An 18,002-nucleotide genomic window follows, 5' to 3' on the forward strand; every position below is an offset into this window, starting at 1 on the left:
CCGGAGAGACGTCTCTCCGGCGGCGCGTGTCGCTCAGGAACGGGTCAGGAGCAGCGGGTGCCGTTCAGCGTGAAGCCGGTCGGGTTTCCGTTCGAGCCGCTCCAGGTGCCCTGGAAGCCGAACGAGACGTTGCCGCCCGCCGGGATGGAGCCGTTGTACGACAGGTTCCTCGCGGTCACCGACGACCCGCTCTGGGTGACGTCGGCGTTCCAGGAACCGGTGATCCGCTGGCCGTTCGGGAAGGAGAAGCCGACGTTCCAGCCGTTCACCGGGCTGGACGAGGTGTTGGTGACGGTCACGTCGCCGGTGAAGCCGCCCTGCCACTCGTTCTTGCTGTAGCTCACCCGGCAGGCGCCGCCGCCGTTGCCGTTCCCGCCGGTCGGCGAGACGGTGGGGCTCGGCGAGGGGCTCTGGACGACGCCGCCGATGCTGTAGGAGAAGTTGTTCACCGCGAGGCCCGCGCCGCCCACCCAGGGCTCGAAGCCGGCCTGGACGCTGGTGAGATACCACGACCTCTGGGCGTAACCCCGGTTCGCCATGTCGTCGAAGAAGGTCCGTACGGCGAAGTTGATGGAGTTCGTCGGGGAGGTGCGGACGTAGGAGACGACGTTCCAGCCGGTGTTGCCGAACCAGACGTCCCAGGTCGCGCCCGCCAGGTTGACCGTGCCGACCTTGGAGCCGACGGGCTGTACCGAGCCGGTGTGGTTCAGCCAGACCATGAGCTCGGCGCCGGTGTTCTGGCCGTCCCTGCGCGGCGTGGGGTCGAACCAGATGTCGTAGGCGGCGTCGTAGATCCCCGAGCCGGGGTAGGTCATGCTGACGCTGGTCTGCACCGTGTTGAACTGGCTGTCGCTGACCGCGAGGGGCAGGCCGCTGCCGCTGGAGCAGTTGGCGTAGTGGCAGCCGGCGTAGACCGCGGGATAGGACGCGGGCGCGCCGTTCTGCGCCTTGTTGTGCCCCGCCTGCGTCACCGTGAAGCCGGTGTTCGTGACGTTGATGCACTGCTGGGCGTCGCTGCCCCAGACGTTGTTGATGACGACGTACTTGCCGCCCTGGATCGTGGTCGACCCGTACTTCTCGCAGATCGTGGTGTCCGCGTGGGCCGCCTGACCGACGACGAGCGACGCGGCGACGGAGCCGAGCATGGCGAGGCCCGCCGTGATCATTCGCATCTTCATGCCCGGACCATAGGCACCAGGCCCAGGCGGGTGACATGGGCTCTTTTAATCGACAATGTGGACGAAATTGCCACCAGCGACAACGGATTTACTGTGGGTGAAACTTTCACTGACATCTTCTGTCCGGCCGCTTCCGGCGTACGCCGCCGCCCCGGCGGGGAGGATGGCCGCAGGAGGAGGTGAGGCGATGGCCGTCACGGTCCGCCGCGTGTACGACGACCCCGCGCCGGGGGACGGGACGCGCGTCCTGGTCGACCGGGTGTGGCCGCGCGGCCTCACCAAGGAGGCCGCTCACCTGGACGAATGGGCCAAGGAAGTCGCGCCGTCCGGTGCCCTGCGCACCTGGTACGGCCACGTCCCCGAGAGGTTCGCCGAGTTCCGCGGCCGCTATCTCGCCGAACTGGACGACCCCGAGCGGCACGCCGCACTGGACCGGCTGCGCCGGCTCAGGGACGAGGGGCCGCTGACCCTGCTCACCGCGACCAGGGACGTCGAGCACAGCCAGGCCGCCGTGCTCGCCGAGGTCCTGTCCGAATCCGGGGAGGGCTCCGGCGCCTGACCGGAACGGCGAGGCTCAGGCGAGGCTCAGGAGCGGCGGGGCTCAGTGGACCGTACGGGTCCTGCGGGCGCCGGTGAGGTCGAGCCGCACCATCGCGGGAAGGCGGCGCAGGCCGAGCGTGGTGCGCAGGTCGGGGACGGCCTCGTCGTGCAACCGCGTGACCAGCGCCCCGAGGTCGGCCGGTTCCCTGGCGGAGACGCCCAGGTCGAGGTGCGGGTGGTCGGAAGGGCCGCGCAGCACGGCGTGCGCCCTGCGCACGTCGGGATAGGCGCCGACCTGCTCGGCCAGGGCCACGCTCGCGGGATGCGCGTCGACCTCGGTGACCCCGTCCGTGCCCGATTCGAGGCGCAGCCGGCGCGGCCGGTCGACCCGCAGCAGCGCGAGCAGCCAGGCCAGTCCGATGAGCCCGAGCACGACGCCCACGGCGGCCACGACCGGCCAGAACCATGACGTCGTCGCCGCGAAGCTCCGGGTCCCCGCGTCCAGCACCGGGCGTCGCGCGGCGGCGCCGCCGAAGGCGCCGAGCCCCCGCGCGAGGGCGAGGCCGCCCACGACCAGCGGCACCAGCCCGCACAGCGCGAGCCCCACACGGTGGCCCATGCCCGTTCTCGTCCTCACAGCCTTGCCTCCTCCAGCGCTTGTCCGCGGCGTGTGCAGCGAAACGTTCAGGACGGCCCGCGTACCCGGACGCGCAGCGAGACGCCATGGGCGGGGGCGAGCCGGGACAGTTCGTCGCCGACCGCCGCGCGCACCCGCTCCGCGAGCGCCGCCGTGTCGCGCAGGTCGGTGCGCACCGACACGTCCGCGTGCCAGCCGCGCATCCGCGCTCCGGCCGCGCGTACCCCGTCCACCGCGTTCGCCCTGGCTCTCAGCGCCCGCGCCAGCGCCCGGCGCGGCAGGCCGACCACCAGGTCGGGGTCACCGGTGCGCAGCGCGACCATCCGCCCCCGCCCGGGAACCACCGCGATCAGGATCAGCACCAGGCCGATCAGCATCAGCGCGCCCGCCACGGCGAGGGCCCGGCCGTCCTGCCACGCCGTGGTGCTCGCCCAGCGCGCCCACTGCTCGTACGGCACGACGCGGACGGGACGTCCCAGCAGCGCGGACACCACGTGGACGGCGGTCAGCCCGCCGATCGCGAGCAGCGCGAGCGCGGCGACGGCGGCGGGCAGCCCTCGGTTCGGCCGGAAGGCCCGGGTGGCACTCGCGCCCTCGAAGCCCCGCGTCGGGACGAAGAACGGGATGTGCTCAGACGGGTCTCGTCCTTCGGTCATCGCCCCTCCTCTGCCCCGGGTGCCGCTCCCGCACCAGTTCGACCACCTCGATGTCCACGTTCTCGACGGCGATGCCGGTCAGCTCCCGCAGCCGCCGCCGTACGTGTTCGCGGAGCCTGGCGGCCAGCCTGGGCACCGGCGCCGGATAGCGCACGGCCAGGTCGTAGTGGACGGCCGCGACCGCCCCGCTCACCGACGCCGTCACGTGCGGCCGGCCGGTCACCTGCTCGTCCTCGCTCGCCAGCCTTTCCGCGATCCTCGTGAAGGCGCGGTCCGAGATCGTCGTCGTCCCGTGCCCCTCCGGCACGCTCACTGCCGCCTCGGGTGCATCTGCGGCAGGCGTACGCCGCCTTCGAGCACCATGCCGACGAAGAAGCCGACGATGCCGAGGACCAGCACGATGAGGAACGCGTTGAGGCCGCCGAAGGCCCCGACGATCCCCAGCACGGTGCCGAACAGCAGTCCCGCGAGGGCCCACACCGGATACCCTTCCATGATCGATCATTCCTTCCCACTGTCAGTGACCACGTCGGCGATCGTCACGTCCACCCTGCGGCCGCCCGCGAGGTCGCCGATCGCGTCGCGGACCAGGTCGGCCACCTCCGGCAGCGGCCTGCCGTAGCGGGCGACGATGTCGACCTCGACCCTGTCGTCCCGTACGGCGATGCCCGGGACCAGCCCACCGGGCAGGTACGTCGCGACCGCCCCGAACGGCCCCTTGGACAGGTCGGCGACGTCGGCGCACGACAGCACGCGGTCGGCGATCCGCCGGGCGAGCACCTCACGCTCCTCGTCCGCCCGCTCCGTTCGCGCCTGCTCCGGAACGGTGTTCACAGGACTCGCGGCTCCCCTTCTCCGGACTGCTGAGACTCCTGCTGCCTCGGCAGGTGGACGTCGTCGACCGCGATGTTCACCTCGGTCACCTCCAGCCCGCACATGCGCTCCACCGCGCGGATCACGTGGGCCCGCACCGCCTGCGCGAGGTCGGGGATCGCCACGCCGTACTCGACGATGAGGTGGATGTCCACGGCGGCCTGCCGCTCGCCGACCTCCACCGCCATGCCGCGGGTGACGCCGTCCTCGCCGCCGAACGCGCCCTTGATCGCGCCGAACGCGCGTGCCGTGCCGGTGCCGAAGTCGTGGACTCCGTCGATCTCACGTGCCGCCATTCCGGCGATCTTCGCGACTACCCCGTCGGCGATCGTGGTGCGGCCCCGCTCCGTCACCAGGCCGGTGCCTCCCTGCACCCCGAAAGGCCGTCCGGACGTCTGCTCGACGACCGCGGTCGGCGTTCTGGTTTCGGTCATGTGACTCCCCTGCTTCGTACGCGCGGTTTATGCCGATTACCGCCGATACATGCCCGTGATACCCACCCTGCTCACAGTAATCAGCGCAGGCAGGGCGAGGTTGGGTCACCGGTGACCCTTGAACCCCCCAAGAGCGGTGAGCCCTCGACGCCGCAGGCTCGGCAGTCCAGAACCCAGAGATCAAGCCTGACCAAAACTGTCCGGTATGTCCGAGATCGAGTTTTTCTGTGCCCGTCTAGGGCATTCATACCGTTCAGTCGGGTCAGTCGGGTCGCAGCGCCGCGTGGTGAGCCGGGCGGTCGGCTCGGGGGCCGGCGTTTCGGGGGCGGGCCAGTGGGAGGCGCGAACATGAAAGACGGACTGAAGGTGGCTCTGGCGGTCATCGCGGGCTACTACCTCGGCAGACACCAGAAGTTCCGTTTCGCCCTGATGCTGGCGCTCGCCATCCTCGTCGCCCGCCTCAAGGGAGAAGGAGCCGCGGGCGCCCTGCTGCAACAGGTCCCCAAGATCCTGGGCGGCGCCGCCCCAGACGTCGGCAAGATCACTGAACGCGTGCGCGGCGACCTGCTGGACATCGGCAAGGCGGCGGCCATGCGCGCCACCAGCAAGCAGATCGACAACCTGAGCGACAAGCTGCACGAACGCGCCGAGGCGCTCCGGCAGCCCAAGGGCAAGGGCCGGGCCGCCGCGGAGGAAGAGGAAGAAGAGGAGGAGCGGCCGGAGGAGAGCCGCCGCCGTCCGCCCCGCCGCCGCCCGCCGCGGCGCGAGCCCGAACCCGAAGAGGCCTACGACGAGGAAGACGAGTACGAGGAGGAGGAAGAAGAGGAGCCCGAGCGCGAGGAGTCAGGGCCCCGCGAGCGGCGGCCCCGGATCCGTCCCACCCGTCCCGTGCTGCGGAGGAGGTGAGACCGATGACCGAACAGACAACACGCCACCTCGACAAGGGCGCGCGAGCGCCGGACGAGGAGACGCTGCCCACCCAGCGGCTCGGGCAGGAGTTCCAGAACCTCGCCACGGCCGTCGCGGAGCGCGCACTCTCCCGGGTCACCGAGAAGATCGACGGCCTGGCCGGCCGGCTCACCGACTACGTGGAACACGGCGGCTCCGGGCTGTTCAGCGCGCTCACCGGAAAACCGGGCGGCGGACGCGAGGCGCTCGGCGGCGTGCTCGGCGCCCTCACCGGCGGCCGGGATGCCCGGGGAGTGCTCAAGACGATGGCCGACCGGCTCGGCGCGACGGGCGCGGGCGGCCTGCTCGGCGCCCTCACCGAGGACGGCGGGGGCGGCCACCCGGTGCGCGCCGCCCTCATGGCGTACGGCAAGGAGAAGATCAAGGGCCTGTTCGGCGGCGGCGGCGGTGGCAAGGGCGGCAAGGCCAAGAAGCTCAAGGTCACCAACATCGTGGAGTCGCTGGACATCGGCGCGCCCATCCGCCTGGTCTACAACCAGTGGACGCAGTTCGAGGACTGGCCGGGCTTCATGAAGAAGGTCGAGACCGTCGAGCAGAAGTCCGACGAGAAGCTCGGATGGAAGGCCCAGATCTTCTGGTCCCACCGCACCTGGGAGTCGACCATCGTCGAGCAGGTCCCCGACAGCAGGATCATCTGGCGCTCCCAGGGGCCGAAGGGCTACCCGGACGGCAGCGTGACCTTCCACGAGATCTCCCCAGAACTGACCCGGGTCCTCCTCGTCGTCGAGTATCACCCGCAGGGTCTCTTCGAGCGGGTGGGGAACCTGTGGCGGGCCCAGGGCCGCCGGGTCCGGCTCGAGTTCAAGCACTTCAGACGGCATGTCATGACCAGCGCCCTGCTGAACCCCGACGACGTCGAGGGCTGGCGGGGCGAGATCCGCGACAGCCAGGTCGTCAAGGACCACGAGACGGCGCTGCGCGAGGAGCGCGAACGCGAGGAGGGCGCCGAAGAGAGCGCAGCGGAGGTCGAAGAGGAACCGACAGAAGAGGAGGAGCCGTACGAGGAAGAGCCCGGCGAGGAGGAGTTCGCCGAGGAAGAGCCCTCCGAGGAGGAGGAGGAGCCGTACGAGCGGGAGCGGGAGCGGGCACGCACGCCCGCGTACGCCGGAGCCGCCGCCGGCGGGCAGGGCGGGCCCGCGGCCACCCGGAGGCGCCCGGCCGGGCCCGGGGAGCGCGGTGAACGCGATGAGCGCGGCACGCGCGCACCCGAACGGCGGCGCGGAGCGGAGGCCGGGCAGTCCCGCGGCGAGGCCCGCGGGCGCGAGCAGACGCGCGGGGGCGAGCAGACGCGCGGGGGCGAGCAGACGCGCGGGGGCGAGGAGCCCGAGGAGAAGGGCGAGTCGCGCGAACCCGCGCGCCGTCCGCTGATCCGGCGCCGCCGGCCCGCGCAGTAGCGGCCGTACGCGGCCGCTGATCGCACACAACACACAGTCGAGGAGGGGAAGCGCATGACGGTAGCCGTGCCACCAGCGGGTGGCGGCGGACTGCCGGGCCGGTCGTCGGGATCGGGCCTGGCCGACGTCATCGACACGATCCTGGACAAGGGCCTCGTGATCGACGCCTACGTCCGGGTCTCACTGGTCGGAATCGAGATTCTGACCATCGACGTACGCGTGGTCGTCGCGAGCGTCGACACCTATCTCCGTTTCGCCGAGGCGGTGAACCGGCTGGACCTGGCATCCCAGCAACAGGGGCTGCCCGACCTCCTGTCGAGCGCGCCGCAGAGCATCGCGCGCGGCAAGTCCAAGGGCGTGGCCCAGGGCGTGATCGAGGCGGCCGGAGAGAAGCTGCAGGACATGCTGGCGAGCTACGCCGACGAGCGGCCCGCCCCGCGTGCCCGCCGTCGCACCAGGGAGGAGGACTGATGTCGGGCTCCACCAGGCAGTCCGGGACCGGTGACCGGGCCGAGGCGCCCCGGCGCACCACCGCGTGCTACGTCTACGGCATCCTCCCCGAGGACGTGGAGATCGACGAGGAGGCCGTCGGAGTGGGCGAGCCCCCCGGCCGGGTCACCGTCGTCCGCCACGGCGAGATCGCCGCTCTGGTGAGCGACGTCGACGCGGACCGCCCCCTCGGCCGCGCGCAGGACCTGGTGGCCCACGAGCAGTTGCTCGACGAGGCCGCGGCCGAGGTCCCCGTGCTCCCCCTGCGGTTCGGCGCGGTGATGACCACGCCCGAGGCGGTCGTCGAGGAACTGCTGGCCCCGCACCACGACTCGTTCGCGGCCGCCCTCAAGCAGATCGAGGGGCGCGCCCAGTTCGTCCTCAAGGCGCGGTACGCCGAGCAGCCGGTGCTGATCGAGATCCTGACGGGGAACGCCGAGGCCAGGCAGTTGCGCGAGCGGATCGCGCAGTTGCCGGAAGAGGTGACGCGGAGCGAGAGGATCCGGCTCGGCGAGCTGATCACCCAGATCATCGCCGCGAAGCGCGAGGCCGACACGCAGGCCGTCATCGAACGCTTCGAGCCGTTCTGCGACGGCGTGGTCGTCCGCGACCCCAGCCATGAGCGGGACGCCGCGCACGTCGCGTTCCTCGTCGAGAACGACCGCCAGGCCGACTTCACCCGTGCCGTCGGGGAGTTGCGCTCCGAGTGGGGCGACCGGGTCGAGGTCCGCCTGCTCGGGCCGATGGCGCCGTACGACTTCGTCACCACCTGACTCGTAAGGGGGATGCCGCCGTGGGACTGATCAGTGCGCTGTTCACGTGGCCGCTCGCCCCGGTCCACGGCGTGATCCGGCTGGGCGAGCTGATCCAGAAGCAGGTCGAGCACGAGCTCAGGGATCCGGCGGCGGTCCGGCGCCGGTTGGAGGCCGTCGAGGAGGCCAGGCGCTCGGGCCGGATCTCAGAAGAGGAGGAGGCCCAGGCCGTGGAGGAGATCCTCAGGCTCATGAGCGGCCCGCGGAGGGGGTGAGCGTCGCATGCCTCCCCGGTGGAGAGCCCGGTACGACGAGGACGCCCGGCGGCGGGCCTCCTCCGGCGTGCCCGCCGGGGAGGACGGGCCGTACGACGCGTCGGACGACGAGGACGAGGACGAGGACACGGGTGGGCGGAGGGCCGAGCCGCGCCGGCGCCGGGCCGCGCTGAACGCGGCGTCCGCCGGCCGGCTCGGCCTGCGTTACATCGCGGACCTGACGGCCAAGGACACCGAGGGGGTCACGTCGGTGGAACCCGTGGAGAACGGCTGGCTGGTGGACGTGGAGGTCGTCGAGGACCGCAGGATCCCGTCCTCGGGCGACATGCTGTCGATCTACGAGTGCCAGGTGGACGACGAGGGGAATCTCCTGGCCTACCGGCGCACCAGGACCTACCGGCGCGGCACCGGCGCCTACGGCGGTGGCCTATGACCGATCCCCGCTCGCGTCCCGTCATGCGCGAGTCGTACGCGCCGTCGCCCGTGATGGGCCGGGAGTCGACCAACCTGGGCGACATCCTGGAGCGCGTGCTCGACCGGGGCATCGTGATCGCCGGCGACATCCGGGTGAACCTGCTGGAGATCGAACTGCTGACCATCAAGCTGCGGCTGGTCATCGCCTCGGTGGACACCGCGCGGGAGATCGGCATCGACTGGTGGGAGCGCGACCCGTGGCTCAGCGGCAAGGACCGCGAACTGGTCGAGGAGAACCGGCGGCTCCGCGAGCGCCTGAGCGCGGTCGAGGAACGCCTGCTCGCCTGGGAGGAGCGGACGGAACTCGAACCGGGCGAACGCTCGGGCGAACGCTCGGGCGAACGCTCGGGCGAGCGCGAGGCCGGGGCCCCCGCCCGGCGGCCCGGCCGTCCTTCGGGAACGGAGCCGGGTCGTGAGTGAGAGCCGCCCGGCCGCGAACGGGCACCCGCGGGGGCTCTACCTGTACGCGGTGACGCCCGAGGGACAGCCCCCTCGTAACCTGCGCGGCGTCATGGACGCCGAGGTGCGGCCCGTTCCCCGCGGCGGGCTCGTGGCCCACGTCAGCGACGTGCCGCTCGACCGCTTCGGCGAGGAACCGCTGCGCCGCTCGCTGGAGGACCTCCAATGGGTGGAGGAGGTCGCCCGCGCCCACCACCGGGTCGTCGAGACGCTGGCGGCGGCCGGGCCGACGGCACCCGTGCGCCTAGTGACCGTCTACTCGGGCGAGGAACAGGTGCGCGACCTGCTCGACCGGCTGCACGACGACTTCGCCGAGATCCTGTCGCGGGTCGCGGGACGGCGCGAGTGGGGCGTCAAGGCGTACCTGCGCAGGCAGCCCGCCACCCCGGAGCCCTCTGCCACCACTACCACGGCCACGACCGGTGACGAGAACCCCGGCATGGCGTACCTGCGCAGGAAGAAGGAGAACCTGCGCGGCAGGGAGGACCTGTGGCGCGCGGCGGCGGAACGGGCTGAGCGCCTGCACGCCGAACTGGCGCGGGTCGCGGTGGCGAGCCGCCGCCACCGCCCGCAGGACCCCAAGTTGTCCGGGCGGAGCGAGGCGATGGTGCTCAACGGCGCCTACCTCGTGGACCCGGCCCGCGAGGAGGAACTCGCCGCCGTGCTCGGCGGCTTCCCCGACCGGTTCCTGGACGTCGAGCTCACCGGCCCGTGGGCGCCCTACTCCTTCACCTCGATCGACCTCGAGGCCAGCCGCTCCGGAGACACGCGATGACGCCCGGCGGCACCCCGGCGTACCTGCCGGAGCGGCGGGGGGAGGCCCTCGCCGCGGGGGGCCGCCTGCCGCCCGAGCGCGTGGCGCTCGTCGACCTGCTCGACCGGCTGCTCGCGGGGGGCGTGGTGATCACCGGCGACATCGTGCTGTCGATCGCCGACATCGACCTCGTCCGCATCTCCCTGCGTGCGCTGCTCGGCTCCGTACGCGGCACCGAGCCGTTCGACCCGCTCGGCGAGCCGGACGCGGAGAGCGGGCGGCGTCGGCCGCGGCAGGAGGGAGAGCGGGGATGAACGGGAACGGAGCGTGGGACACCCCGGAGGGACCGTGGCGGGTGGGCGCGCCCGCCGAGACGGACAGCACAGCGGGCGCGGGCGGCGTGGAGGAGACCGCGAGAACGGCCCCCTGGCGGCTGAACACCGACCCGGAAGCGGTGCGGCGCGACCTGAGCCGCCTCGTGCTGACGCTCGTCGAGCTGGTGCGCCAGCTCGTGGAACGGCAGGCCATCCGGCGGATGGACCAGGGCGACCTGTCGGACGAGCAGGTCGAGACGCTGGGCCTGACGCTGATGCGCCTGGAGGAGACCATGACCGAGCTGTGCGAGCGGTTCGACGTCTCACCGTCCGATCTCAACCTCGACCTGGGGCCTCTCGGCACGCTGCTGCCCACGGACGCGCCGTAATCGCCGGCGTGTACGGCCAGGTGGCGGGGGTAGGCGGAGGGAACCGATCGGGACGGAGCGATCGGGACGGAGCGATCGGGACGGAGGGAGTCGTCATGAGGGTCGTCGGCCGGGACGAGGTCCGTGCGCTGCTGGAGTCGCCGTCGCCCGACGCGACGCTGGTGCTGGTGGGCGGGCGGTGCGAGGTCGTGCCCGCGGAACGGGCCGAGGGCCTGGTGATCGCCAGCAGGCGCGACCTGAAGGACCTGGTGGGAGACGACCCGGTGGACGACCTGCGGCTCGGCGAGCTCGCGGACCGGCTCGACACGGTGGCCCGTGACCTGGGGGCGTGACATGACGGCCGGGCCGCCCCCGCGAGGCAGGGGGAACACATGGGGGAGTTTGACGCCGCCGCGTACGGGCGGACCATCGCGGACATCTACGACGACATGGTGGAGCGGCTGCCCACCGGACCCGCGGTCGAACGTGTCTTCCTGCTGGCCCAGGGAGGACCCGTCCTGGAGTTCGGCATCGGCACCGGCAGGCTGGCGCTCCCCCTCGCCGCGCGCGGCCTGACGGTCGCGGGTGTCGACGGGTCCGCCGACATGGTGGCGGTCCTGCGGGACAAGCCCGGCGGAGACCGCATCCCGGTGACCGTGGGCGACTTCTCCGAGGTGCGCGTCGAGGGAAGGTTCGCGCTCGTCCTGCTGGTCTTCAACACCGTCTTCGCGCTGCCCTCCCAGGACGCCCAGGTGCGGTGCTTCCGCAACGCGGCGGCCCACCTGCGGCCGGGCGGGCGCTTCGTGGTCGAGGCATGGGTGCCCGACCCGGGGGCCTTCCGGGACCGGACGGCGCTGCGGCTGCTGTCGCTCGGCGAGGACGAGGTCGTCGTGGAGGCCGCCCGGCTCAGCCCGGCCGGGCAGTTCATGCACACCACGCGGCTGCGGATGACCCCGGACGGCCTGCGGCTGCTGCCCGCCAACCACCGATACGCCTGGCCGTGCGAGCTGGATCTCATGGCCCGCCTCGCCGGGATGGAGCGCGAGCACCGCTGGGCCGACTGGTCCGGTGCTCCGTTCACCGACGACAGCCGCGCCCATGTGTCCGTCTACCGCCTGCTGGAGAGCTGATGCAGTTGCCCGCGCCCCGAGGCCCGCTGACCGACCGGCTCTTCGCGGAGCTGACCCGGCCGCCGCACGACTTCGACCCGCCGTCCACCGTCCCGTACGGCGCCGGGGAGGACGTCCAGCTCGCGCTCTTCGCCTGTTATGAGCTGCACTACCAGGGCTTCGACGAGGTCGACGACCGCTGGGAGTGGAACCCGTCGGTGTTGGCCCTGCGGGAGCGCCTGGAAGGCGGCTTCTGGCGCTGGCTGACCCGGCGCGTCCCCCGCCCGGCCGCTCCCCCGCCGCGGGAGGTGCCCCGCGCCCTGGCGGCGCTGGTGGCGGCCGACGACGGCCCCTCGCTGTCGGCGTTCCTGCGGTCGGGAGCCGACGCGGAACTGTTCCGCGAGTTCGTGATCCACCGTTCCGTCTACCAGCTCAAAGAGGCCGACCCCCACACCTGGGGCATCCCGCGCCTGCTCGGCAGGCCGAAGGCCGCGCTCGTGGAGATCCAGTCCGACGAGTACGGCGGGGGCAGGCCGGAACGCATGCACTCCGAACTGTTCCGCGCGACCATGCGGGGGCTCGGCCTCGACGACGCCTACGGCGCCTACCTGGGCAGCGTTCCCGGCGTGACGCTGGCGATCAGCAACGTGATGTCGCTGTTCGGGCTGCACCGCCGCCACCGGGCCGCCCTGCTCGGGCACCTCGCGGCGTTCGAGATGACCTCGTCGATCCCCAACCGCCGCTACAGCCAGGGCCTGCGACGGCTGGGCGGGGACTCGGGCACGCGCCGCTACTACGACGAGCACGTGCAGGCCGACGCCGTACACGAGCAGATCGCCGCGCACGACATGTGCGGCGCGTTCGCCGCCGAGCATCCGGCCCTGGCCGGGGACATCCTGTTCGGCGCGGCCTGCGCGCTGACCCTCGACCGGCTCTTCGCCGAGCACCTGCTGGGCCGCTGGCGGGAGGGACGCACCTCCCTGTGGCGTGCGGACGCCGAGGTGGCGACGCCGTGACCACGCTCGGCCGCCGTTCGCAGGCACCGTCTCGCCTCGTGCCGTCTCGCCTCGTGCCGTCTCGCCTCGTGCCGTCTCGCCTCGTGCCGTCTCGCCTCGTGCGGCCGCCCGCCTCCGCCGGGCCGGGCCCCGGCCACGTCGGCGCGGCGCTCGACTACGTGCTGCCCCTGCGCTGGGACCACGACGCGGGCCTCGCGGAGCTGACCGGTTATCTGCGCGGCCTGGCCCGGCATGCCCGGATCGTGGTGATCGACGGCTCGCCGTCGCCCCTGTTCGAACGGCACACGCGCGCGTGGCGCGGCGTCGTCGCCGAGCACGTGCGGCCCGACGACGACCTGCGGGTCGCGAACGGCAAGGTGGCGGGCGTGCTGACCGGCATGCGCCGCGTCCGCGGCGAGCACGTCGTCATCGCCGACGACGACGTGCGCTACGACGCGGACGCGCTCGCCCGGGTCCACGCCCTGCTCGGCCACGCCGACCTCGTCCGCCCGCAGAACCACTTCCACCCGCTCCCCTGGCACGCCCGCTGGGACAGTGCCCGCACCCTGCTCAACCGCGGCCTCGGCGCGGACTACCCGGGGACGTTCGGCGTGCGCCGTTCGACGTTCGAGAGGATGGGCGGCTACGACGGCGACGTGCTGTTCGAGAACCTTGAGCTCATCCGCACCGTCCGCGCCCACGGCGGGCGGGAGGTCCGCCCGCTCGACCTCTATGTGCGGCGGCTGCCGCCCGGCACCCGGCGGTTCTGGTCCCAGCGGGTCCGGCAGGCGTACGACGACCTGGCCCAGCCCGTACGGATGGCGGCCTTCCTCGCCGTCCTCCCCTCCGTGGGGGTGGCTCTGTGGCGGCGCAGGCCGGGGCTGATCGCGGTGGGCGCCGCGATGGTGGTCGGCCTGGCCGAGATCGGACGCCGCCGCGCCGGGGGCCGCCGGGTCTTCCCCGCCACGTCCAGCCTGTTCGCCCCGGTGTGGGTCGCCGAACGCGCCACCTGCAGTTGGGCGGCCCTGGCCGCCAGGCTCCTGCTCGGCGGCGTGCCGTACGCCGGACGGCGCCTGCGAACGGCCGCCCACTCGACGCGCCGGCTCCGTCGCCGCGCGCTCGCCGTCGGAACCGCGTCCGGCCGCCTGCCCTGCTGATCTGGTCCGCGCCCCCGGCCGCCCGTCAGGCGGGCGGGTCGGGCTCGCTCGTCGCCCGGAAGCCGACCGCCTTGTGGGAGCCGTCGCAGAACGGCTTGGCCGAGGACCGGCCGCAGCGGCACAGCGCGACCGTGGCCCTGCCAGGGTCGATGCGCCGCCCGTCCTGCGTCGTCAACGTGAACGGCCCGCGCACCAGCAGCGGGCCGTCCTCGCATGGGGTCACCGTGACCGCCGTCACCGTGGCCGGGTCCTCCGCCATGGGCTCCATGCGGAGCAGCCTGCCCGGTACGGTGACGGCATAACACCTGGTCGGCGACGGATGGTCAGTCCCATCGCGCGCAGTGGGCGGAAGGGCTGAAGGCCCAGCACCCGGCCCGCTCCACCGCTGACGCGTTCACCGCCGACCCGTTGACCGCCGATCCGCTGACCGCCGATCCGTCCGCCGCGAACACCGATGCCGCGAACGGCGCGGTGAACGGTGCGGTGAACGCGCCGGGCACGCCCGGCGTAGCGGCGGCCTCCGCCTTGGCGCTCGGCGGGGCGAAGGCCCATCGCGGCGTCGCCGTACCGGCCACCTGTTCGCCGCCGGGGAACGCGGGCGAATGCCCGGACGTACGGCTCCGCCAGGGCGCCAGGCTCCAGCAGTCGGTCGCCCCCGCGTCCCCGCACTCGTGCCGCGTGTGCGCGACCAGCGGCGGCAGCGGCAGATATCCGGGGATCACCAGGGACGCGGCCGGCGGCTGCGCGCCCGCCGGAGCCGCCAGGGCACGCTCGGTGAGCTCCGGCCGGGGGATCCCCCAGATCGAACGGCCCGGAAGCCCCGGCGCGGCCTGGGAGGTCGTCCGTGCCGACCTCGCGGAGCCGTTCGCGGCCCGCGGCGCCGAGGAACCGGCGGCCGGGGCGGCCGTGGGCAGCGCGGTCGAGGTGACGGCCGCGGTCGCCCGAGGCTGCGGCTTCCGCGCCGGGGGCTTGGCCGGCGGATTGGCCGGGGGCTTGGCCGTGGCCGTCGGCTTGTCGCTGGGTTTGTCTGTCGGCTTGTCTGTGGGCTTCTCGCTGGATGTGTCTGTCGGCTCGGTCGTCTGCTTGTCGCCGGGCTCTGATGTCGACTGGTCGGCCGGCTTCTCCGTGACCGTGGAACTCGGCTGGACGCTCGGCGTCGTGCCCTGGTCGGGCGGGACGCTCACCGAGACGGCCGGCGCCGGGGTGATCTCCGGCGTCGCCGTGGCGGTGACCCCGCTCGGCGCGGGCGCGGGAGCCTCGCTCTCGGCCGGTGCGGGGGGCCCCGCCGGAGCGTGGGTCTCTGCGGGGTTCTGGGTTTCGGCGGGCTTGTGGGTTTCGGCGGGGCCGGAGGTCGCGGTGGGTGCGCCGCTCGCGGTCGGCCCCGGCGCCCCCTCACCCTGTCCCGGTGCTGAGGTGGTGGCCGTCGGCTGTGGGGTCTGGGTGGTGCCGGGCCCGCCGCTCGGCTCCGGCTTCTCCTGCCCATTCGGCGTCGGCTGAGCCTTCTTCGCGAGAGCGCTGCTCTCTGAGGGGGCGGGCGGCTTCGCCGCACCACCCTGCTTCGCCGTGCCACCCTGCTTCGCCGTGCCACCCGGCGAGGTGGAGCCTCCGGTGTGACCTGAGGTGCCGGTCGCCCGGTCTCCTCTGGTGTGGTCACGGGACTCGCGGGCCGTGCGATCGCCTCTGTCGTGGCCTCGGTCGTGGCCTCGGTCGCCGGCGTCCCGATTGCGCGACTCGTGACCCGCCCGGTCCCGGGTCGACGCGTCGGGGGAACCCGCGCCCAGGGACCCACCGGACGATCCGGAGGCGGACCCGCCGGAGTCGTGCGACTTGCCCGAGGCGCCGCCCGAACCCCCGGCGGAGTCCTGGCTGGTCGAGTCACCGGAGGAATCGGGGCCGGCCTTCTTTTCCACCGCGACGTTCGGCCCGGCGTCGCCGCCGGACGCGTTCCCCGCGCCGTCGGACGCCTTCCCGCCGGGTGCGTTCCCGCCGCTGCCCGACGCGACACCGGAGGAGTCGTCATGAGCCGGGCCGGGAGGACCGGCGGAGTCGCCCGACGAGTGATGGGAACCGCCCGACGAGCCGGAGCCCGCCTTGTTCACCGGCTGCGGGTCGGGCGCGGCCTGCTGTGGTGCGCTCCCGGAGCCTCCGGAGGAGGAGTCCGAGACGGAATCAGAAGAGGAATCAGAAGAGGAGGACGAGGATGACGAATCCGCGGACGCGTCCGCGGATTCGTCGGAGGAGGACGCGGCCACGGGGCCGGCGCCCTCCACGGATGGAGGCGCGTCCAAGCCGGGCTCGGCCGCCGCGGCCCAGGGCTGCGCGACGACGGCGCCGGCGGTCGCGGAGACCGCGGCCAGGAGTAGGCCGGAGACCAGGGTGGCGCGCCGGGTGGATACTCGGGGGGTCATGGAGGGCTCTTCCTCGATCTAGGGAGTGGGCCGGGGACCGATGGGGGACTTCCAGCCCGCCGCGGCGAACTCGGGCGTCCCGGGGAGAGCGGCTGCGGGCACGGACGGAGGCGTCGGGTCGGGGATGTTCACCCAGTCGCCCTTGTCCGCGCCGCGCATATCGGGTTTCCAGGCCATGAGCAGGCTCATGGCGTAGGGACTGGAATAGACGGGGCCGGTGGCGCCGGCCCCCTTGGTCGCCGTCACCTGGACCAGGACCGAGACCTGCACCTGGTCCTCGGAGCGGACCTTCCACTGGACGCCGATCGTCTGCGTACGCAGGGCCGCCCCGGCGGGAAGATCGCCTTCCACGGGGAGGCCGAGGGTCTCCCGCCAGCCGCGTACGGCGTCGCGCGCACCCTCGCGTGCCTCCTCACGCTGGTCAGGCGGGGCGTACAGCGCCGCCGCCTGTTCGGCCTGGCCGACGTCGAGCGTCCAGGCGGCCTCCAGGGCCGCGGCCGCGGCGGACGCCGCCCCGACCTCGGTCTGGGGGAAACCGACGGGGTAGCCACCGTCGCCCTCGAAACCGGCCGGTTCCGCCATCTCGACGGTCGGCGCGGCGACGCGCGCCGGCGCGGGTGACGGCGCCTCCACCTGCCGCGTCTGCAGCACGATCACCGCGACGGCGATCACGGTGACGACCCCCGCGATGGCGACGACCAGATGCCGGGGATCCCACCGTCGTGGTGGTCCCAGGTCCCAGTCGAGCGCCGGATCGGGGATGACCGGTCCCACTACTTGCTCCGGTCCGTCCGCTGCCCGAACGCCTGCCCGGCCGCGGCGGCGAGACGCAGGTACGCGCCGCGGGTGGTGGGCCGCAGCCTGGCGAGGTCGACCTCGGCGCCCTCTTTCAGGTGGGGGTCGAACGGCACCCGCACCACCGTGCGGCAGCGCCCGGAGAAGTGGCGTTCGAGCAGGTCGACGTCGACGTGCGACTTGGGCTCGACCGCGTTCAGCACGACGATGGCGTTCTTGACCAGGTGGCCGTGGCCGTGGGCGGTGAGCCAGTCGAGGGTCGCGGCGGCCGAGCTCGCGCCGTCCACCGCGACCATGGTGACCAGCACGATCTGGTCGGCGAGCTCCAGGGTGGCGCCCATCGCGCCGTGCAGGAGCCCGGTGCCGCAGTCGGTGATGCAGATCGAGTAGTAGCGCTCGATCAGATTGGCGACCGTGCGGTAGTCCTCCGCGTCGAACGCCTCGCTGACGGCCGGGTCGGTGTCGGAGGCGAGCACCTCCAGCCGTGCGGACGACTGCGAGGTGAACGCGCGGGCGTCGGCGTACCGCACGATGTGCGGCGCCTCGGCCAGGAGCGTCCTGATCGTCGCCGCGGTCTCCGACTTGACCTTGATGCCGAGGGTCCCCCTGTCGGGGTTGGCGTCGATGGCGATCACCCGGTCACCGCGCAGTGAGGCGAGCGTGTTGCCCAGCGCCGCCGTCGTCGTGGTCTTGCCCACCCCGCCCTTGAGGCTCATGACCGCGATCCTGTGATGACCGCTGGCGACGGGTGTCTGGGCGTGCGCGATGAGCGTGCGGCGTTCCACCTCCGACGCGGACTCGGAGGGGATGATCCGGCCGCCGGAGAGCTGGTAGACGAGCCGCCGCCAGCCGCCGGTGGGCTCGGTACGGCGGTTGGTCAAGAGGTGTTCCGCCGTGAGAGGCACGCTCTCCGGGAACTGCTCGGCGGGAGTAGGCACCGAAGTGTGGATCTCTGTCATGTCGGGTCCTTTC

Annotated in this window: 26 protein-coding genes; 15 read left to right on the top strand and 11 right to left on the bottom strand. The window is 73.0% G+C overall.

Features of this window, described 5'->3' with window-relative positions; translation table 11 throughout:
- Window positions 1-44 precede the first annotated feature (44 nt).
- Entirely contained in the window at window positions 45-1,178 is a 1,134-nt protein-coding gene (locus HHX31_RS26460; protein ID WP_169951248.1) for a GH12 family glycosyl hydrolase domain-containing protein, read from the bottom strand.
- Window positions 1,179-1,365: 187 nt separating this feature from the next.
- On the opposite strand from HHX31_RS26460, the gene HHX31_RS26465 reads away from it, so the two are divergent.
- Window positions 1,366-1,737: a DUF488 domain-containing protein gene (locus HHX31_RS26465; protein WP_169951250.1), complete on the top strand. Its 372-nt coding sequence runs from the start codon at window positions 1,366-1,368 to the stop codon at window positions 1,735-1,737.
- A gap of 42 nt (window positions 1,738-1,779) precedes the next feature.
- On the opposite strand, the gene HHX31_RS26470 is transcribed toward HHX31_RS26465, so the two are convergent.
- Genes HHX31_RS26470 through HHX31_RS26495 form a run of 6 tightly spaced genes read right to left on the bottom strand, consistent with a single transcriptional unit; the run spans window position 1,780 to window position 4,318 of the window.
- On the bottom strand, window positions 1,780-2,355 hold the full coding sequence (locus HHX31_RS26470; RefSeq protein ID WP_169951251.1) for an alkaline shock response membrane anchor protein AmaP: 576 nt from the start codon (window positions 2,353-2,355) through the stop codon (window positions 1,780-1,782).
- Window positions 2,356-2,402: 47 nt separating this feature from the next.
- Window positions 2,403-3,011, bottom strand: a complete 609-nt coding sequence (locus tag HHX31_RS26475) for a DUF6286 domain-containing protein (protein WP_169951253.1) — start codon at window positions 3,009-3,011, stop codon at window positions 2,403-2,405.
- Window positions 2,986-3,324 (bottom strand): Asp23/Gls24 family envelope stress response protein, encoded by a 339-nt coding sequence (locus HHX31_RS26480; RefSeq protein ID WP_169951255.1) that lies wholly within the window; start codon window positions 3,322-3,324, stop codon window positions 2,986-2,988. Before HHX31_RS26480 ends, HHX31_RS26475 begins: the two co-directional genes overlap by 26 nt.
- Window positions 3,321-3,506: a hypothetical protein gene (locus tag HHX31_RS26485; RefSeq protein ID WP_169951145.1), complete on the bottom strand. Its 186-nt coding sequence runs from the start codon at window positions 3,504-3,506 to the stop codon at window positions 3,321-3,323. The genes HHX31_RS26480 and HHX31_RS26485 overlap by 4 nt, the downstream gene beginning before the upstream one ends.
- A gap of 6 nt (window positions 3,507-3,512) precedes the next feature.
- The gene (locus HHX31_RS26490) at window positions 3,513-3,845 is read right to left on the bottom strand and encodes a hypothetical protein (RefSeq protein WP_311932251.1); all 333 of its coding nucleotides are present in this window, start codon (window positions 3,843-3,845) and stop codon (window positions 3,513-3,515) included.
- Window positions 3,842-4,318, bottom strand: a complete 477-nt coding sequence (locus HHX31_RS26495) for an Asp23/Gls24 family envelope stress response protein (RefSeq protein ID WP_169951256.1) — start codon at window positions 4,316-4,318, stop codon at window positions 3,842-3,844. The genes HHX31_RS26490 and HHX31_RS26495 overlap by 4 nt, the downstream gene beginning before the upstream one ends.
- 348 nt (window positions 4,319-4,666) lie before the next feature.
- Between HHX31_RS26495 and HHX31_RS26500 the strand changes: the two genes are divergently transcribed.
- The 14 genes from HHX31_RS26500 to HHX31_RS26565 all read left to right on the top strand — a co-directional run bounded on the left by HHX31_RS26500 (window position 4,667) and on the right by HHX31_RS26565 (window position 13,827).
- The gene (locus HHX31_RS26500) at window positions 4,667-5,224 is read left to right on the top strand and encodes a hypothetical protein (protein WP_169951258.1); all 558 of its coding nucleotides are present in this window, start codon (window positions 4,667-4,669) and stop codon (window positions 5,222-5,224) included.
- Window positions 5,225-5,229: 5 nt separating this feature from the next.
- Window positions 5,230-6,681, top strand: a complete 1,452-nt coding sequence (locus tag HHX31_RS26505) for an SRPBCC family protein (protein WP_169951259.1) — start codon at window positions 5,230-5,232, stop codon at window positions 6,679-6,681.
- A gap of 54 nt (window positions 6,682-6,735) precedes the next feature.
- On the top strand, window positions 6,736-7,152 hold the full coding sequence (gvpJ, locus tag HHX31_RS26510) for a gas vesicle protein GvpJ (RefSeq protein WP_169951260.1): 417 nt from the start codon (window positions 6,736-6,738) through the stop codon (window positions 7,150-7,152).
- On the top strand, window positions 7,152-7,943 hold the full coding sequence (locus HHX31_RS26515; RefSeq protein ID WP_169951262.1) for a GvpL/GvpF family gas vesicle protein: 792 nt from the start codon (window positions 7,152-7,154) through the stop codon (window positions 7,941-7,943). Before gvpJ (HHX31_RS26510) ends, HHX31_RS26515 begins: the two co-directional genes overlap by 1 nt.
- A 20-nt stretch (window positions 7,944-7,963) precedes the next feature.
- Window positions 7,964-8,197, top strand: coding sequence for a gas vesicle protein GvpG (locus tag HHX31_RS26520; RefSeq protein ID WP_169951263.1), 234 nt, complete (start codon window positions 7,964-7,966; stop codon window positions 8,195-8,197).
- Between the two features lie 7 nt (window positions 8,198-8,204).
- A complete protein-coding gene (gene gvpO, locus HHX31_RS26525) occupies window positions 8,205-8,630 on the top strand; it encodes a gas vesicle protein GvpO (RefSeq protein ID WP_169951265.1) in 426 nt (141 codons plus the stop codon).
- Window positions 8,627-9,091 carry a gas vesicle protein gene (gene gvpJ, locus HHX31_RS26530; RefSeq protein WP_169951266.1) on the top strand — a complete coding sequence of 155 codons (465 nt, stop codon included), beginning with the start codon at window positions 8,627-8,629 and terminating at the stop codon, window positions 9,089-9,091. The genes gvpO and gvpJ (HHX31_RS26530) overlap by 4 nt, the downstream gene beginning before the upstream one ends.
- Entirely contained in the window at window positions 9,084-9,905 is an 822-nt protein-coding gene (locus HHX31_RS26535) for a GvpL/GvpF family gas vesicle protein (protein WP_169951268.1), read from the top strand. The genes gvpJ (HHX31_RS26530) and HHX31_RS26535 overlap by 8 nt, the downstream gene beginning before the upstream one ends.
- Window positions 9,902-10,198 (top strand): gas vesicle protein, encoded by a 297-nt coding sequence (locus HHX31_RS26540; protein ID WP_169951270.1) that lies wholly within the window; start codon window positions 9,902-9,904, stop codon window positions 10,196-10,198. The genes HHX31_RS26535 and HHX31_RS26540 overlap by 4 nt, the downstream gene beginning before the upstream one ends.
- Complete coding sequence (locus HHX31_RS26545; RefSeq protein ID WP_169951272.1) at window positions 10,195-10,587, top strand: gas vesicle protein K; 393 nt, start codon at window positions 10,195-10,197, stop codon at window positions 10,585-10,587. The genes HHX31_RS26540 and HHX31_RS26545 overlap by 4 nt, the downstream gene beginning before the upstream one ends.
- 95 nt (window positions 10,588-10,682) lie before the next feature.
- The gene (locus tag HHX31_RS26550; RefSeq protein WP_169951274.1) at window positions 10,683-10,919 is read left to right on the top strand and encodes a hypothetical protein; all 237 of its coding nucleotides are present in this window, start codon (window positions 10,683-10,685) and stop codon (window positions 10,917-10,919) included.
- 39 nt (window positions 10,920-10,958) lie between these two features.
- A complete protein-coding gene (locus HHX31_RS26555) occupies window positions 10,959-11,696 on the top strand; it encodes a class I SAM-dependent methyltransferase (RefSeq protein WP_169951276.1) in 738 nt (245 codons plus the stop codon).
- Complete coding sequence (locus tag HHX31_RS26560; protein WP_169951278.1) at window positions 11,696-12,691, top strand: iron-containing redox enzyme family protein; 996 nt, start codon at window positions 11,696-11,698, stop codon at window positions 12,689-12,691. Before HHX31_RS26555 ends, HHX31_RS26560 begins: the two co-directional genes overlap by 1 nt.
- Before the next feature lie 83 nt (window positions 12,692-12,774).
- Complete coding sequence (locus HHX31_RS26565; protein ID WP_211590363.1) at window positions 12,775-13,827, top strand: glycosyltransferase family 2 protein; 1,053 nt, start codon at window positions 12,775-12,777, stop codon at window positions 13,825-13,827.
- A gap of 25 nt (window positions 13,828-13,852) precedes the next feature.
- On the opposite strand, the gene HHX31_RS26570 is transcribed toward HHX31_RS26565, so the two are convergent.
- Genes HHX31_RS26570 through HHX31_RS26585 form a run of 4 tightly spaced genes read right to left on the bottom strand, consistent with a single transcriptional unit; the run spans window position 13,853 to window position 17,989 of the window.
- On the bottom strand, window positions 13,853-14,095 hold the full coding sequence (locus HHX31_RS26570) for a CDGSH iron-sulfur domain-containing protein (protein ID WP_249346645.1): 243 nt from the start codon (window positions 14,093-14,095) through the stop codon (window positions 13,853-13,855).
- A 55-nt stretch (window positions 14,096-14,150) separates the two neighbouring features.
- Window positions 14,151-16,235 carry a hypothetical protein gene (locus tag HHX31_RS35305; RefSeq protein ID WP_169951280.1) on the bottom strand — a complete coding sequence of 695 codons (2,085 nt, stop codon included), beginning with the start codon at window positions 16,233-16,235 and terminating at the stop codon, window positions 14,151-14,153.
- Window positions 16,236-16,253: 18 nt separating this feature from the next.
- The gene (locus HHX31_RS26580; RefSeq protein ID WP_169951282.1) at window positions 16,254-17,009 is read right to left on the bottom strand and encodes a hypothetical protein; all 756 of its coding nucleotides are present in this window, start codon (window positions 17,007-17,009) and stop codon (window positions 16,254-16,256) included.
- A complete protein-coding gene (locus HHX31_RS26585; protein WP_169951284.1) occupies window positions 17,009-17,989 on the bottom strand; it encodes a MinD/ParA family protein in 981 nt (326 codons plus the stop codon). Before HHX31_RS26585 ends, HHX31_RS26580 begins: the two co-directional genes overlap by 1 nt.
- Window positions 17,990-18,002: the final 13 nt, after the last annotated feature.

Source organism: Microbispora sp. H11081, from assembly GCF_012999535.1.
GTDB lineage: Bacteria > Actinomycetota > Actinomycetes > Streptosporangiales > Streptosporangiaceae > Microbispora.

What these genes read in the sequence shown, in the direction of transcription:
- HHX31_RS26540 (WP_169951270.1), top strand. Translation starts at nt 9,902, where the DNA reads ATGACGCCCGGCGGCACCCCGGCGTACCTGCCGGAGCGGCGGGGGGAG.
- HHX31_RS26585 (WP_169951284.1), bottom strand. Translation starts at nt 17,989, where the DNA reads ATGACAGAGATCCACACTTCGGTGCCTACTCCCGCCGAGCAGTTCCCG.
- HHX31_RS26475 (WP_169951253.1), bottom strand. Translation starts at nt 3,011, where the DNA reads ATGACCGAAGGACGAGACCCGTCTGAGCACATCCCGTTCTTCGTCCCG.
- HHX31_RS26485 (WP_169951145.1), bottom strand. Translation starts at nt 3,506, where the DNA reads ATGGAAGGGTATCCGGTGTGGGCCCTCGCGGGACTGCTGTTCGGCACC.
- HHX31_RS26550 (WP_169951274.1), top strand. Translation starts at nt 10,683, where the DNA reads ATGAGGGTCGTCGGCCGGGACGAGGTCCGTGCGCTGCTGGAGTCGCCG.
- HHX31_RS26560 (WP_169951278.1), top strand. Translation starts at nt 11,696, where the DNA reads ATGCAGTTGCCCGCGCCCCGAGGCCCGCTGACCGACCGGCTCTTCGCG.
- HHX31_RS26500 (WP_169951258.1), top strand. Translation starts at nt 4,667, where the DNA reads ATGAAAGACGGACTGAAGGTGGCTCTGGCGGTCATCGCGGGCTACTAC.
- HHX31_RS26515 (WP_169951262.1), top strand. Translation starts at nt 7,152, where the DNA reads ATGTCGGGCTCCACCAGGCAGTCCGGGACCGGTGACCGGGCCGAGGCG.
- HHX31_RS26495 (WP_169951256.1), bottom strand. Translation starts at nt 4,318, where the DNA reads ATGACCGAAACCAGAACGCCGACCGCGGTCGTCGAGCAGACGTCCGGA.
- HHX31_RS35305 (WP_169951280.1), bottom strand. Translation starts at nt 16,235, where the DNA reads ATGACCCCCCGAGTATCCACCCGGCGCGCCACCCTGGTCTCCGGCCTA.
- gvpJ (WP_169951260.1), top strand. Translation starts at nt 6,736, where the DNA reads ATGACGGTAGCCGTGCCACCAGCGGGTGGCGGCGGACTGCCGGGCCGG.
- HHX31_RS26570 (WP_249346645.1), bottom strand. Translation starts at nt 14,095, where the DNA reads ATGGAGCCCATGGCGGAGGACCCGGCCACGGTGACGGCGGTCACGGTG.
- gvpJ (WP_169951266.1), top strand. Translation starts at nt 8,627, where the DNA reads ATGACCGATCCCCGCTCGCGTCCCGTCATGCGCGAGTCGTACGCGCCG.
- HHX31_RS26505 (WP_169951259.1), top strand. Translation starts at nt 5,230, where the DNA reads ATGACCGAACAGACAACACGCCACCTCGACAAGGGCGCGCGAGCGCCG.
- HHX31_RS26545 (WP_169951272.1), top strand. Translation starts at nt 10,195, where the DNA reads ATGAACGGGAACGGAGCGTGGGACACCCCGGAGGGACCGTGGCGGGTG.
- gvpO (WP_169951265.1), top strand. Translation starts at nt 8,205, where the DNA reads ATGCCTCCCCGGTGGAGAGCCCGGTACGACGAGGACGCCCGGCGGCGG.
- HHX31_RS26465 (WP_169951250.1), top strand. Translation starts at nt 1,366, where the DNA reads ATGGCCGTCACGGTCCGCCGCGTGTACGACGACCCCGCGCCGGGGGAC.
- HHX31_RS26460 (WP_169951248.1), bottom strand. Translation starts at nt 1,178, where the DNA reads ATGAAGATGCGAATGATCACGGCGGGCCTCGCCATGCTCGGCTCCGTC.
- HHX31_RS26555 (WP_169951276.1), top strand. Translation starts at nt 10,959, where the DNA reads ATGGGGGAGTTTGACGCCGCCGCGTACGGGCGGACCATCGCGGACATC.